The organism is Streptomyces sp. NPDC051563, from assembly GCF_044454225.1.
GTDB lineage: Bacteria > Actinomycetota > Actinomycetes > Streptomycetales > Streptomycetaceae > Streptomyces.
The window spans coordinates 61,814-75,868 of record NZ_JBITDL010000040.1 but is presented as its reverse complement, the minus strand read 5'-3'; the positions used below and the strand labels follow the sequence as shown (position 1 = coordinate 75,868).

Below are 14,055 nucleotides of genomic sequence, written 5' to 3'. Positions count from 1 at the left end.
GCAGGGGCGGGGACGGGGGCGGGGTGGGGTGTTGGCCTGGACGTAGAGCGTGATTTGTGGCGCGTGGGGAAGCCACAACTGTCGAATGTTGGGGGTGGGGCGCCTAAATCATGCAGTCCAGGCCAACACCCCACCCCGCCCCCGGCACCGCCCCACCCCCCGCAGCCAGCACGCCCCGGCACAACCCAGCCCCGCCGGCGCTTGAGGCGCAGGGGTCCGGGGACAGCGTCCCCGGCAGCGGCGCCGCACACGACGGGCCTCAGGCAACCCCCCGCGCCGCCGCGACGAAGGCCCGGATGAGGTCCGGGGACTTCACCCCGCGCGAACTCTCCACGCCACTGGACACGTCCACACCCCACGCCCCGGTGACCGCAACCGCCTCACCCACGTTGCCCGGAGTCAGACCGCCCGCCAGGAGCCACCGCCCCGAGGGTGCCTTGAACTCCGCCGAGCCCCAGTTCCACGGCTTGCCGGAGCCCGGGTCCGGGGCGTCGAGGAGCAGCAGGTCCTCCCCGTACTCCCCGCAGCGCTGCACCCGCCGCGAGGTGGCCCGCAGCAGCGTCCGCCCCTCGGCGCGCAGCGCCGCGAACTCCTCCGGGCCCTCCTCACCGTGCAGCTGCACGCCCCGTACACCGCTCTCCTCGGCGAACCGCCGCACCTCGGCGACGGACTGCCCCCGGAACACCCCGACCGTGAGCACCCCGGCCGGCACCCCGGCGGCCAGCGCCCGAGCCGTCGCGGCATCGACCGTACGCGGGCTGCCGGGCGCGAACACGAACCCGACGGCATCGGCCCCGGCCGCCACGGCCACCTCGACGTCGTGCGCGGTCCGCAGCCCGCAGATCTTGACGAACACATCGCTCACGTCACTCATGCATGCAGTCAATCAGCTCGTACGGGGGCATCGAAGGACGGTCCCGCATCGCGGGCACCGTCGGACGGCGCATGCGACCTCAACCATCCGGGCACTCCCCGGCGTGTACGTACCGGAAGCAGGAGCCGGGGACCGAAGGGGGCGGGGATGGCGACGGGTGACGCGAACGATCCGATACGGGACTCATGGTGGCGCCCGCCCGGACGGGTCCTGGCCGCCGCCGCCGCGCCGGCCCTCGCCACCGCGACGGCGCTCGCGGCCGGCTGGGCGGGAGCGACCGGCTGGCTGGGCGACGGCCGGCTGGGCGACGCCTGGGTGGCCCTCTTCGGGCTCTTCGTTCCCCTGTCCGGCCTCGCCCTGCACTCCTTCGCCGCGGGCGGGCGCCGCGGCTCGGCCCTCGCCGTCCTGGCCGGGCTGCCCGCGGTCGCCGGCGTGTTCATCGCCCTGATGGGCGTGGACGATCTGGTGCTGCGGGAGCGCGGCGTCGAGGTCACGTGCGTGGTCAGGGAGGTGACCTCCCGGGTCGAGACGGATTCCGCCTTCGGCCCCGAGGGCCAGCGCCTCAGCCACACCGTCGCGTACGACCATCGGCTGGACTGCCCGCCGGGCGGTCCCGCCCAGCTGACCAGGGAACAGGAGATCGCGAAGACCGGCGAGCAGCTGCGGCTGGTCTACGACCCCCGGGGCCAGGTGCAGCCGGAGCGGGCCGCCGACCTCCACGCCTGGGGCCTGCGCGCCGCGGCCCTCTGCGCGGTCGGGCTCGCATCCCTGCTGGGGGTGCTCGGCGCCCTCGGCAAAGGTCGGTGAACGCCCGAGGGCGGCACCCCCTCCGTCAGGAAGGGGTGCCGCCCTCGGTACGTGTACGTACTGCGTGCTGCGTGGTGCGCGCAGCGAACCGCCGATCTACCGTCGGGCCGGAGCCCGGGGTGGATCAGAAGTCCATGTCGCCGCCCGGCATGCCGCCGCCGGCAGCCGCGCCGGCCTTCTCGGGCTTGTCGGCGATGACGGCCTCGGTGGTGAGGAAGAGGGCCGCGATGGACGCCGCGTTCTGCAGGGCAGAGCGGGTGACCTTCGCCGGGTCGATGATGCCCGACGCGATCATGTCCACGTACTCGCCGGTCGCGGCGTTCAGGCCCCAACCGATCTGCAGGTTGCGGACCTTCTCCACGACGACGCCGCCCTCGAGACCACCGTTGACGGCGATCTGCTTGAGCGGGGCCTCCAGCGCGAGCTTGACGGCGTTGGCGCCGGTCGCCTCGTCGCCGGTGAGCTCCAGCTTGTCGAAGACCGAGGAGGCCTGCAGCAGGGCCACGCCGCCACCGGCGACGATGCCCTCTTCGACGGCCGCCTTCGCGTTGCGAACGGCGTCCTCGATGCGGTGCTTGCGCTCCTTGAGCTCGACCTCGGTCGCGGCGCCGGCCTTGATGACCGCGACACCGCCGGCGAGCTTCGCCAGTCGCTCCTGCAGCTTCTCGCGGTCGTAGTCCGAGTCGGAGTTCTCGATCTCGGCGCGGATCTGGTTGACGCGGCCCTGGACCTGGTCGCTGTCACCGGAGCCGTCGACGATGGTCGTCTCGTCCTTGGTGATGACGACCTTGCGGGCGCGGCCGAGCAGGTCGAGACCGGCGTTCTCGAGCTTGAGGCCGACCTCCTCGGAGATGACGGTGCCGCCCGTGAGGATGGCGATGTCGCCGAGCATGGCCTTGCGACGGTCACCGAAGCCCGGAGCCTTGACGGCGACGGACTTGAAGGTGCCGCGGATCTTGTTGACGACGAGGGTGGAGAGCGCCTCGCCCTCGACGTCCTCGGCGATGATCAGCAGCGGCTTGCCGGACTGCATGACCTTCTCCAGGAGCGGCAGCAGGTCCTTGACCGAGCCGATCTTGGAGTTGACGATCAGGATGTACGGGTCGTCGAGGGACGACTCCATGCGCTCCATGTCGGTGGCGAAGTACGCCGAGATGTAGCCCTTGTCGAAGCGCATGCCCTCGGTGAGCTCGAGCTCCAGGCCGAAGGTCTGCGACTCCTCGACCGTGATGACGCCTTCCTTGCCGACCTTGTCCATGGCCTCGGCGATGAGCTCGCCGATCTGGGTGTCGGCGGCGGAGATGGAGGCCGTGGAAGCGATCTGCTCCTTGGTCTCGACATCCTTGGCCTGCGCCAGCAGGGCGGCGGAGACGGCCTCGACGGCCTTCTCGATACCGCGCTTGAGGGCCATCGGGTTCGCACCGGCGGCCACGTTGCGCAGGCCCTCGCGGACGAGCGCCTGGGCGAGAACGGTGGCGGTGGTCGTACCGTCGCCGGCGACGTCGTCCGTCTTCTTGGCGACTTCCTTGACCAGCTCGGCGCCGATCTTCTCGTACGGGTCCTCGAGCTCGATCTCCTTGGCGATGGAGACACCATCGTTGGTGATCGTGGGCGCGCCCCACTTCTTCTCAAGGACGACGTTGCGACCCTTGGGGCCAAGGGTGACCTTGACGGCGTCGGCGAGCTGGTTCATCCCACGCTCGAGGCCGCGACGGGCCTCCTCGTCGAACGCAATGATCTTGGCCATCTGAAGTGGTCCTCCCGGACAGCGGTGGATTGCTCCCGGACCGCGCCCGCGCCCGCGACGGACGGCCTGCGTGCCCGGCGGTTCCTTCCCACCGGACCCTGCGGGCCTCACCGACCCGGTCCTCGTTTAGTAGCACTCTCACCCGGAGAGTGCTAACGCCAATGATTAGCACTCGACCCCTCCGAGTGCAAGCGGCTTGGGGCAACCCGGGATGAACACCCGGGCACCGCAAGGGCGCCGGAGCCGCCACGCACGAGGGGCCCGCATCCCGTGTCCAGGATGTGGGCCCCTCGTACATATGTCGTTGTGCCTCGTGCGCGACCGCTGTGCGTGGCCGCGTACGCGTCGGTGGTCGATCGCGGTCGGACTAGCCGGCGGCGAGCTTGACCATGTCCGCCTGCGGACCCTTCTGGCCCTGCGAGATCTCGAATTCGACCCGCTGACCCTCTTCAAGGGTGCGGTACCCGTCCATCTGGATGGCGCTGTAGTGGACGAACACATCCGCACCACCGTCGACCGCGATGAAGCCGTAGCCCTTCTCCGCGTTGAACCACTTGACGGTGCCCTGAGCCATGCCTAACTCCCCTATTACTGGCCCTTGCGCAGGACCGCACTTCGCGGTCCCGGGTCAGAACTTGCGCCGGAACGCCTCGACCGGGGCTGAATGTATCCGCACCGCTGCTGTCTGCAACAGGTCATTCCGACGAGAATTCTGGACACGCCAAAACATTGAAATAGGGTGAAAACCAGGAATATTCCAGGGCAACTCGGGCCGGACAAACCAGGCCAACGTCCCATAGCGCACTTGCATGTTGACTCAATGTCAACCCTCACGCGGCCCGCTCATATGCGGCGGGCAAGAACAGCGGAGGGGACTTCCCCAACCTTACCGCGTCCAATCAAGCAGAATTGCCCCCTCCGTTTATTACCGGAGGGGGCAATTCAGTTTCCGCACGATGTTAGGCGGACGGTGTCACGCGGACGGTGTCACGCGGGCTGCGTCACGCGGGGTCAGCAGCCGCCGGCGACGGCCGGGATGATCGAGATGCCGGCGCCGTCCGGAGTCGCCGTCTGCAGCCCGCCCTCGAAGCGCACGTCGTCGTCGTTCACGTAGACGTTGACGAAGCGGCGCAGCTTGCCCTGGTCGTCCAGGACGCGCGCGGCGATGCCGGGGTGGCCGGCCTCCAGGGACTGGATGACCTCTTCGAGGGTCGCGCCCTCGGCGGAGACCTCGGCCTGGCCGCCGGTGTAGGTGCGCAGGATGGTGGGGATGCGGACGTTGACGCTCATGGCGCTACTGCCTTTCCGGTGTGCAGGGAGAAGAGATCAGGCCAGGTTGGCGGCGCGGAACGCGTCCAGGCTGGGGCGGATGGTGGCGGTCTGGCCACCGCCTTCGGCCACCGCCTCCAGGGTCTTGAGGCCGTCACCGGTGTTCAGGATCACGGTGGTCAGCGCGGGGTCGAGCTGCCCGTTCTCGACGAGCTTCTTCGTCACGCCGACGGTCACGCCGCCCGCGGTCTCGGCGAAGATGCCCTCGGTCTGGGCGAGGAGCTTGATCGCCTCGACGACCTGGGTGTCGTTGACGTCCTCGACGTACCCGCCGGTGCGGCGCGCGATGTCCAGGACGTACGGGCCGTCCGCCGGGTTGCCGATGGCCAGCGACTTGGCGATGGTGTTCGGCTTCTGCGGGCGGACCACCTCGTGACCGGCCTTGAAGGCGGTCGAGACGGGCGAGCAGCCCTCGGCCTGGGCGCCGAAGATCTTGTACGGCTTGTCCTCGACGAGGCCCAGCTTGATCAGTTCCTGGAGACCCTTGTCGATCTTCGTGAGCTGCGAGCCGGACGCGATCGGGATGACGATCTGGTCGGGCAGCTGCCAGCCGAGCTGCTCGCAGATCTCGTACGCCAGGGTCTTGGAGCCCTCGCCGTAGTACGGGCGCAGGTTGACGTTGACGAAGCCCCAGCCCTCGCCCAGCGGGTCGCCGATGAGCTCGGAGCAGAACCGGTTGACGTCGTCGTAGTTGCCCTCGATGCCGACCAGGTCGCCACCGTAGACACCGGCCATGACGACCTTGCCCTGCTCCAGGTCGTGCGGGATGAACACGCAGGAGCGGAAGCCGGCCCGGGCGGCCGCGGCGCCGACGGCGCCGGCCAGGTTGCCGGTGGAGGAGCAGGAGAGGGTGGTGAAGCCGAAGGCGCGGGCGGCCTCGACGGCGATGGCCACGACGCGGTCCTTGAAGGAGTGCGTCGGGTTGCCGGAGTCGTCCTTGACGTACAGCTTGCCGGTGACCCCGAGCTCCTTGGCCAGGTTGGCCGCGTCCACGAGCTTGGTGAAGCCGGGGTTCAGGCTCGGCTTGGAGGCCACGTCCGCCGGGACGGGCAGCAGCGGCGCGTAGCGCCAGATGTTGTTCGGGCCGGCCTCGATGGCGGCGCGCAGGGCTTCCGGGTCTCCCAGGGGCAGCTCGTAGGCGACTTCGAGCGGGCCGAAGCACTCGGCGCAGGCGAAGATCGGGCCGAGCTCGAAGCGGGTACCGCACTCACGACAGGAAAGGCCGGTGGCGGGACCGAGATCGACGGAGGTGCCAGAAGCGTTTTCAGTGCTTTCGACGGTTTCGGCAGAGGTTGCGACAGACTGTGCAGCCATGATGGCGAGGCCCTTTCTCCTCATCTTCCCCATGGCGCACTTCGCCATGAGACGGAATTGGCACCTTCCCTAGCCGGGGACCTCGCTGGCGGCGCTGGAATGCGCGATCGCGAGAACCGACTGGAGGGTTGCCGGGGCTTCAACGGGCCGTGTCCCTCTGCCCCTCTGGATGAGCGGTATGGCACCGGCACACGCGCTCTATGGCGCGCCGGTGCGTTTGTACGCGGGCCCCCCGGCATGCGGTGGGCCATTGCGTTGTTCAAGACTGTAACCGAAGGCCCGGGTGGTTGAGACAGCCGTCCGAACCGCGAGATGGATCACATTTCGGTCCAAACCAGTGAAGAGCCCAGTGATGAACAGGGAGTGCTGAAGGTGCTGGAAGAGGTGGAGCGCTGGTTGGCAGACCGCTCCTGGTCCGCCGCCGACCGACCGCTCGGCCAGCTGCTTTCCGCCAAGCGGGCAGCGGGGACCACGGTGAGCGTGGTGTTGCCGGCGCTGAACGAGGAGGCGACGGTCGGCGAGATCGTCGAGGTGATCCGGCGCGATCTGATCGAGGGCCTGCCGGTGCCGCTGGTGGACGAGCTCGTGGTGATCGACTCGGGTTCCACCGACCGCACCGCGGAGGTCGCGGCCAAGGCCGGGGCCCGGGTGGTGCACCGCGACGAGGTGCTGCCGCGGATCCCGGCGCTGCCCGGCAAGGGCGAGGTGCTGTGGCGCTCGCTGCTGGTCACCACCGGCGACATCGTCTGCTTCGTGGACGCCGACCTGCGCGATTTCTCGTCCGCCTTCGTCTCCGGGATCGTCGGCCCGCTGCTGACCGATCCGGAGGTGCGGTTCGTCAAGGCGATGTACGACCGCCCCTTCGGCCTGGAGTCCGTCGACCGGGCGGCTCCGGCCGATCCGGCCTCCGCCACGGCCCACGGCCAGGGCGGCCGGGTCACCGAACTGGTGGCCCGCCCCCTGCTCAACCTGCACTGGCCGCTGCTGGCCGGTTTCGTGCAGCCGCTGGGCGGCGAGTACGCCGTACGCCGCGAGCTCCTGGAGCGGCTGCCGTTCCCCGTGGGCTACGGGGTCGAGCTGGGGCTGCTGGTGGACGCGCTGCACACGGCCGGGCTGGACGCACTGGCCCAGGTGGACGTGGGCGTCCGGCTGCACCGGCACCAGGACGGTCAGGCACTGGGCCGGATGGCCGCCGCGATCTACCGCACGGCTCAGGTGAGGCTCTCGCGCGGGCACCTCGTACGCCCCGAGCTGACGCAGTTCGAGCGGGGGCCGGAGGGCTTCGTACCGCACACCTACGCCGTGGACACCGAGGAGCGGCCGCCGATGCGGGACGTCGAGGAGTACGCACGGCGCCGCGTGGCGTAGCACCCGGCGGTGTGGTCTTCCTCTCGGTCCGGCGCACACCCGGGCGGCGACGTTTGACCGGCGGCGAGGCGGGCTAGGTTCGCCGCATGGCTTCCCAGGTGCTCGTCGCCGCGAATCGCGGCCCCCTCTCGTACGCCCTCGCCGCGGACGGCACGCTCAGTGCCCGCCGCGGCGGGGGCGGTCTCGTCTCCGGCCTCTCCACCGCCCTCGCGGAACAGCCGGACGCGCTGTGGATCTGCGCGGCGCTGTCGGACGCGGACCGGGAGGCGGTACGGCGGGGGGTCGCCGAGCCGGGCGTACGGATGCTGCCGATCGACCCGGAGGTCTACGACGACGCGTACAACGGCATCGCGAACTCGGTGCTGTGGTTCCTCCACCACCACCTGTACGAGATCCCGCGCGAGCCGGTCTTCGACGCGGAGTTCCGGCGGCGCTGGGGCTCTTACGTCACGTACAACGAGGCCTTCGCGACGGCGCTCGCGCAGGAGGCGGCCGAGGGCGCGACGGTCCTGATCCAGGACTACCACCTGGCCCTGGCCCCGGGAATGCTCCGGGAGCTCCGCCCCGACCTGCGGATCGGGCACTTCACGCACACGCCGTGGGCCTCTCGGGAGTTCCTGGAGATGCTCCCGGACGACATCCGGCGCCAGCTGGTCCGGGGGATGCTCGGGGCGGACCAGCTGGGGTTCCACACGTGGGAGTGGGCCTTCAACTTCATGCACGGCGCGAACTTCGACGACGCGGGCGGTATCGCGCAGCCGCACTCCCCGACCGGAACCCCGGAGCGCGGGGTGTGGCACGCCAAGGCGGCTCCCGGCGGGACCGGGCTCGGGGAGCGCCGGTTCACCGAAGTGAAGCCCTACCCCCTCGGCGTCGACGGGGACGAGCTGCGCGCGCTCGCGCACCGGCCGGAGGTCGACGACAAGCTGGCCGCGCTGCGGGCGGAGGTCGGCGGGCTGAAGACGATCGTCCGGGTGGACCGGACGGAGCTGTCGAAGAACATCCTGCGCGGGCTGCTGGCGTACCGGGAGCTGCTCACGGTCCACCCCGAATGGCGGGAGCGGGTCGTCCACCTGGCCTCCGCCTACCCCTCCCGGCAGGACCTGACCGTCTACCGGGAGTACACCGAGTCGGTGCGGGAGCTGGCGGCGTCGATCAACGAGGAGTTCGGCACGGCCGACTGGCAGCCGGTGCTCGTCTCCGTCGAGGACGACTTCGCGCGGTCGCTGGCGGCGTACCGGCTGGCGGACGTGGCGCTGGTCAATCCCGTGCGGGACGGCATGAACCTCGTCGCGAAGGAGATCCCGGTGGTCTCGGAGGCGGGGTGCGTGCTGGTGCTGTCCACCGGGGCGGGGGCGTACCAGGAGCTCCGGGCGGATGCGCTGACCGTGAACCCGTACGACGTCACGGCGACCGCGGAAGCGCTCCACGCGGCCCTGTCCATGCCGGCCGCGGAGCGCGCGGACCGCACGAAGCGCCTGGCGGCCACCGCCACGGCCCTCCCCCCGACCCAGTGGCTCACGTCCCAGCTCAAGGCCCTGCGCCCCTGACCACCCCGCAGCGCCGCCGCGCGGGACGGAGTTCCCGCGCAGCGGTGTGAGCGGTGCCTCAGGAAGGCGGGGCGGGCGGTCCGTCAGGCAGGCGGGGCGGTCACGGTTCGGGCCAGGGTGGACAGGAAGCTGACCACCTGGGACGGGCCGGGGAGGATGAGGTCCGCGCGGGCGGCCAGGTCAGGGACCTCCGAGCCGCTGCAGAGCAGCAGCCCCGGCATGCCCCCGGCCCGCAGCTTCTCGACCGCCGAGTACGCCGCGAGGTCCCCCAGGTCGTCGCCGGCATAGAGCACCGCCTCCGCCCCGACCTCCGCGAGGTACTCCGTGAGCGCGACCCCCTTGTCCATCCCGGGCGGCCGCAGTTCCAGTACGGCCCGCCCCGGTTCGACCATCAGGCCGTGCCGGGCCGCGAGCCCCGCCAGGGGCTCCCGCAGGGCCTCGAAGGCCGCTTCCGGGTCGGCCGCGCGGCGGGTGTGGACGGCCAGGGCCTGGCCCTTCTCCTCGATCCACGTGCCGCGCCACGCGCCGATCGCGTCCAGGAACCCGGGCAGCTCCGCCCGGACCGCCGCCACCCCCGGATGCTCGGCGGGCGCGTGCACGTTGCCGCTCACGGCGTCCCAGCGCTCGGCTCCGTAGTGTCCGAGGACCACCAGGTGTTCGAGTCCCGGGACCCCGGCGAAGCCGCCGTAGCGGACGGCGACCCCGGCGGGCCGGCCGGTGACCACCGCGATGGAGCCGACCTCGGGGGCGAGGGCGGCGAGCGCGGCGACGGCTCCGGGGTGGGCCCGTGCCTGGTCGGGGTCGGGGACGATGTCGGCGAGGGTGCCGTCGAAGTCCAGGGCGACGACGGAGCGTCGCGGCGCGCGGAGCAGGGCTTCCAGCCCCTCGCGTCCGGCGGTCGTGTCGGGCATCGGCAGATCGTGCGGATGGCTCCCCATACGCACGACCCTAACGGCCCTGCCGGGCCACGGCTACGGCGCGGGTCACAGCCGCTACCGCCGGGCCCGCTGGGCCTCGCGGATGCGCCGCAGCCGGTTCACGGTGCCGGGGGCGTGCTCCAGGGCCCTGGGGTCGTCCATCAGCGCGTTGAGCAGCTGGTAGTACCGGACCGGGGGCATCCCCAGTCCCTCCCTTATGGCCCGTTCCTTGGCGCCCGGCCCGGGCCAGGTGCGGGCCTCGTAGGCCAGTACGGCCGCTTCGTCGGGGCTCAGCCCGGCCGGCGGCCTCTCGTCCGCGTCCGTCATACGGCCAGGTTAACGCCGCCCTCCGACAGCGCCCCCCGGCCCTCCGACCGCGGCCGGCCGGTCGCGCACCGGCCGGCGGCAGCCGGCTCCGGTCAGCCGGCTCCGGTCAGCGGGGTTCGGCCTTGCGCGCCATCTCCGCGAGGTCCCCGAGGATCTTCTCGGGCTGTCCGCCGGGCTGCACGGCCTTGCCGATGTTCTTCTTGACGTCCTCGCTGACGGCCGCCCAGGACTTCTTGCCGACCGGGTAGAGCCGGGCGTTGGGCAGTGCGTGCAGGAAGGTCTTGAGCTCGGCCGACGAGGCTCCGGTGGAGGCTTCCATCGCCCGGGATCCGCTGGTGGTGACGGGGAGCAGGTCGTACTTCTCGGTGAAGGCCGTCACGTTCTCGGCCTCGTACAGGAAGTCGAGGAACTTCCCGGACTGCGTCTGGTGGCCGGTCTTGAAGGCCATCACCCAGTCGGCGACGCCCATCGTCGGGTGTCCGGCCCCGTCGGCGGTGGGCATGGGGGTCATGCCGTACTTGATGCCCTTCGCGGCGGCCTGCTTGAGCAGGGTCGGGTGCCCGTTGAGCATGCCGACCTCGCCGCGGGAGAAGGAGTCGAAGGCGGCCTGGCGGTTCAGCTTGGCCGGTTCGACGGGGCCGGTCAGGCCCGCGCCGACGAGCTTGTCGCGCAGGAACTCCAGGGTGTTGACGTTGTCCGCGGAGTCGATCGAGTACTGCTCTTCGTTGTCGGCGTAGCCTCCGCCGCCCGAGAGCAGCCACTGCATCGTCTCGGCCTGTGCCTCCTCGCGGCCCATGGGCAGTGCGAGGGGGGTGGGGACGCCGGCCGCCTTGAGCTTCTTGGCGGCGGCCTCCAGCTCGCCCCAGCTCTTGGGCTGCCAGGGGGTCTTGCCGTCCTTGGGGATGATGCCGGCGTCGGCGAACAGCTTCTCGTTGTAGAACATCAGCCGGGTGCTGGCCACGAAGGGCAGGCCGTACTGGTTACGCCTGACCTTGCCCGCGTCGGCGAGGGGTGCGAGGAAGTCGGCTTCGGTGGTCACCGAGAGCAGCTCGTCGGCGGAGTACAGCTTGCCCTCGGCCGCGTAGTCGGCGTAGGCGCCGATCTGGGCTATGTCGGGGGCGTCGCCGGCCTTGACCATCTCGGCGACCTTGGCGTCGACGTCCTCCCAGGAGTAGACGTCGACCTGGACCTTGATGCCCGGGTTCTTCTTCTCGAAGGCCGAGGCGAGGTCCTTCCAGTACGGCTTGGAGGAGTTTTCCGGTTTGTCCCCGTAGTCGGCCGCCACGACCTTCAGGGTGACCTCGTTGTCACCCGCGAGGCCCGACACGGCGCCGCAGCCGGTGAGCGTCACGGTGGTCAGGCACAGTGCGAGACCGGACGCGGCGAGGTTCAGCTTTCGGGCCTGGAGAGTTCGGGCCTTCACAGTTCTCGTTCCACCCCAAGTTGTTCCGTACGATTCGCGTAAAGGTCTACACCACTTTTATGCCTGGTCAACACCCGGCCCCAAACGTGCACACGCCCTGCACGCACCCACCCGTGCGCCCACACCCGTGCCCACGCGTGCGCACACACGTACGGACCCGCATACGGGCCCGCGTACCGGCCCGGCGGCCGACGAAGGTCCTGAATTTGTATGGCTGCTCAACAATCCCTCTCAGTGGACTAGACCTTTACCCTCCGATCACGCGAGACTGTCACCCGTGAAACCCGTGAAACACGTCATCGCCCTCGATGTGGGCGGCACTGGGATGAAGGCCGCCCTCGTCGCCGCCGACGGCACCCTGCTCCACGAAGCGCGCCGCGCCACCGGCCGCGAGCGGGGCGCCGAAGCCGTCGTCGAGACGATCCAGGACTTCGCCTCCGAGCTCCTCGACCTCGGCCGGGAACGCTTCGCCACCACCGCCTCCGCGGCCGGTGTCGCCGTCCCCGGCATCGTCGACGCCGAGAACGGGATAGCCGTCTACGCGGCGAACCTGGGCTGGCGCGACGTCCCCATGCGCGAACTGCTCGGCAGACGCCTCGGCGGCATCCCCGTCGCCCTCGGCCACGACGTCCGCACGGGCGGACTCGCCGAGGGCCGCATCGGCGCGGGCCGCGGCGCCGACCGCTTCCTGTTCGTGCCCCTGGGCACCGGCATCGCCGGAGCCATCGGCATCGCCGGCCGCATCGAGGCCGGCGCGCACGGGTACGCGGGCGAGATCGGCCACATCGTGGTCCGCCCCGGCGGACCCGCCTGCGGCTGCGGCCAGCGCGGCTGCCTGGAGACCCTGGCCTCCGCCTCCGCCGTCAGCCGCGCCTGGGCGGCCGCCTCCGGCGACCCCGAGGCGGACGCCGCGGACTGCGCCAAGGCCGTCGAATCCGGCGACGAGCGCGCCCGGGAGGTCTGGCTCGCCGCCATCGGCGCCCTGGCCGACGGGCTGGTCACCGCGATCACCCTGCTGGACCCGCGCACGCTGATCATCGGTGGCGGACTGGCCGAGGCGGGGGAAACCTTGTTCACACCACTACGGACGGCCGTCGAGGAACGCGTGACGTTCCAGCGGCTGCCCCACATCGTTCCGGCGGCCCTCGGGGACACCGCCGGATGCCTGGGTGCAGGGCTGCTCGCCTGGGATCTACTCGCCACGGAGGTACCAGCCTGATGTCCGGAAGCGCACATGTGGGCCGCAGCACCGTTCTCTCCGGCGCCGACGTGGTGCTGCCCACGGGCATCGTCAAGGGCGGGCGCCTCATCGTCGACGGCGACCGGATCGCCGGCAGCGCCGAGGAGAACGCGGCCGTCGTCGACCTCACCGGGTGCCTGATCGTCCCCGGCTTCGTCGACATGCACAACCACGGCGGCGGCGGCGCCTCCTTCACCTCCGGCACCGCCGAGGAGGTGCTCAAAGGCGTACGGACCCACCGCGAGCACGGCACCACCACCCTGGTGGCCTCCACCGTCACCGGGGACCTGGACGAGCTCGCCCGGCGCGCCGGACTGCTCGCCGAGCTGACCCAGCAGGGCGACATCGCGGGCATCCACTTCGAGGGGCCGTTCATCAACCCCTGCCGCAAGGGCGCCCACAAGGAAGACCTGCTGCGCGACCCCGACCCGGCCGAGGTCCGCAAGCTGATCGACGCCTCGCACGGCGCCGCCCGCATGTTCACCCTCGCCACCGAGCTCCCCGGCGGCCTGGACTCCGTACGGCTGCTCGCCGAGCACGGGGTCATCGCGGCGATCGGCCACACGGACTCCACGTACGAGCAGACCTGCGAGGCCATCGACGCGGGCGCGACCGTGGCCACCCACCTCTACAACGCGATGCCCGGCCTGGAGCACCGCGCCCCCGGCCCCATCGCGGCCCTGCTGGAGGACGAGCGGGTCACCGTCGAGCTGATCAACGACGGCACCCACCTGCACCCGGCCATGCTGGAGCTCGCCTTCCACCACGCGGGCGCGCACCGGGTGGCGCTGATCACCGACGCGATGGACGCGGCCGGCTTCGGCGACGGGATCTACCACCTCGGCCCGCTGGAGGTCGAGGTCAAGGAGGGCGTCGCCCGCCTCGTCGAGGGCGGCTCCATCGCGGGCTCCACCCTCACCCTGGACACCGCCTTCAAGCGGTCCGTCACCCTCGACAAGCTCCCCGTCGAATCCGTGGTCCAGGCGATCTCCGCCAACCCGGCCAAGCTGATCGGCGTCTACGACCAGGTCGGCTCGCTGGAACCCGGCAAGTACGCGGACCTCGTCGTCCTCGACTCCGCCTTCGACGTCCGGGGCGTCATGCGGCGCGGCGAATGGATCGTGGACCCGCTCGCGGCGGGGAACTGACCGCAGCCGTA

General features: G+C 71.0%; 13 protein-coding genes and 1 riboswitch. Of the genes, 5 read left to right on the top strand and 8 right to left on the bottom strand.

Annotated features, from left to right (window positions below; genetic code table 11):
• Positions 1 to 259 precede the first annotated feature (259 nt).
• The gene (locus tag ACIA8F_RS34720; RefSeq protein ID WP_399384884.1) at positions 260 to 874 is read right to left on the bottom strand and encodes a phosphoribosylanthranilate isomerase; all 615 of its coding nucleotides are present in this window, start codon (positions 872 to 874) and stop codon (positions 260 to 262) included.
• A gap of 147 nt (positions 875 to 1,021) precedes the next feature.
• Here ACIA8F_RS34720 and ACIA8F_RS34715 point away from each other — a divergent pair, with 147 nt between their 5' ends.
• Positions 1,022 to 1,681, top strand: coding sequence for a hypothetical protein (locus ACIA8F_RS34715; protein WP_399384882.1), 660 nt, complete (start codon positions 1,022 to 1,024; stop codon positions 1,679 to 1,681).
• A 124-nt stretch (positions 1,682 to 1,805) separates the two neighbouring features.
• Here the strand turns inward: ACIA8F_RS34715 and groL are convergent, their stop codons facing one another.
• The 4 genes from groL to thrC all read right to left on the bottom strand — a co-directional run bounded on the left by groL (position 1,806) and on the right by thrC (position 6,095).
• The gene (gene groL, locus ACIA8F_RS34710) at positions 1,806 to 3,428 is read right to left on the bottom strand and encodes a chaperonin GroEL (protein WP_399384880.1); all 1,623 of its coding nucleotides are present in this window, start codon (positions 3,426 to 3,428) and stop codon (positions 1,806 to 1,808) included.
• A gap of 367 nt (positions 3,429 to 3,795) precedes the next feature.
• Entirely contained in the window at positions 3,796 to 4,002 is a 207-nt protein-coding gene (locus tag ACIA8F_RS34705) for a cold-shock protein (protein WP_008743607.1), read from the bottom strand.
• Between the two features lie 437 nt (positions 4,003 to 4,439).
• Positions 4,440 to 4,718 carry a MoaD/ThiS family protein gene (locus ACIA8F_RS34700; RefSeq protein ID WP_399384878.1) on the bottom strand — a complete coding sequence of 93 codons (279 nt, stop codon included), beginning with the start codon at positions 4,716 to 4,718 and terminating at the stop codon, positions 4,440 to 4,442.
• A 36-nt stretch (positions 4,719 to 4,754) separates the two neighbouring features.
• The gene (gene thrC, locus ACIA8F_RS34695) at positions 4,755 to 6,095 is read right to left on the bottom strand and encodes a threonine synthase (protein ID WP_399384876.1); all 1,341 of its coding nucleotides are present in this window, start codon (positions 6,093 to 6,095) and stop codon (positions 4,755 to 4,757) included.
• Positions 6,089 to 6,247, bottom strand: a riboswitch (SAM riboswitch). It overlaps the preceding gene by 7 nt.
• A gap of 196 nt (positions 6,248 to 6,443) precedes the next feature.
• On the opposite strand from thrC, the gene ACIA8F_RS34690 reads away from it, so the two are divergent.
• Both ACIA8F_RS34690 and ACIA8F_RS34685 read left to right on the top strand, forming a co-directional pair.
• Entirely contained in the window at positions 6,444 to 7,439 is a 996-nt protein-coding gene (locus ACIA8F_RS34690) for a glucosyl-3-phosphoglycerate synthase (protein ID WP_399384890.1), read from the top strand.
• An 86-nt stretch (positions 7,440 to 7,525) separates the two neighbouring features.
• Complete coding sequence (locus ACIA8F_RS34685; RefSeq protein ID WP_399384875.1) at positions 7,526 to 8,989, top strand: trehalose-6-phosphate synthase; 1,464 nt, start codon at positions 7,526 to 7,528, stop codon at positions 8,987 to 8,989.
• 83 nt (positions 8,990 to 9,072) lie between these two features.
• On the opposite strand, the gene otsB is transcribed toward ACIA8F_RS34685, so the two are convergent.
• The 3 genes from otsB to ACIA8F_RS34670 all read right to left on the bottom strand — a co-directional run bounded on the left by otsB (position 9,073) and on the right by ACIA8F_RS34670 (position 11,656).
• On the bottom strand, positions 9,073 to 9,927 hold the full coding sequence (gene otsB, locus ACIA8F_RS34680) for a trehalose-phosphatase (RefSeq protein WP_399384874.1): 855 nt from the start codon (positions 9,925 to 9,927) through the stop codon (positions 9,073 to 9,075).
• Between the two features lie 54 nt (positions 9,928 to 9,981).
• Positions 9,982 to 10,233, bottom strand: a complete 252-nt coding sequence (locus tag ACIA8F_RS34675) for a DUF3263 domain-containing protein (RefSeq protein WP_399384873.1) — start codon at positions 10,231 to 10,233, stop codon at positions 9,982 to 9,984.
• 106 nt (positions 10,234 to 10,339) lie between these two features.
• On the bottom strand, positions 10,340 to 11,656 hold the full coding sequence (locus ACIA8F_RS34670; protein WP_399384871.1) for an extracellular solute-binding protein: 1,317 nt from the start codon (positions 11,654 to 11,656) through the stop codon (positions 10,340 to 10,342).
• A gap of 286 nt (positions 11,657 to 11,942) precedes the next feature.
• On the opposite strand from ACIA8F_RS34670, the gene ACIA8F_RS34665 reads away from it, so the two are divergent.
• Both ACIA8F_RS34665 and nagA read left to right on the top strand, forming a co-directional pair.
• Positions 11,943 to 12,875, top strand: a complete 933-nt coding sequence (locus ACIA8F_RS34665; protein WP_399384888.1) for an ROK family protein — start codon at positions 11,943 to 11,945, stop codon at positions 12,873 to 12,875.
• The gene (nagA, locus tag ACIA8F_RS34660) at positions 12,875 to 14,044 is read left to right on the top strand and encodes an N-acetylglucosamine-6-phosphate deacetylase (RefSeq protein WP_399384869.1); all 1,170 of its coding nucleotides are present in this window, start codon (positions 12,875 to 12,877) and stop codon (positions 14,042 to 14,044) included. The genes ACIA8F_RS34665 and nagA overlap by 1 nt, the downstream gene beginning before the upstream one ends.
• Positions 14,045 to 14,055 lie beyond the last annotated feature (11 nt).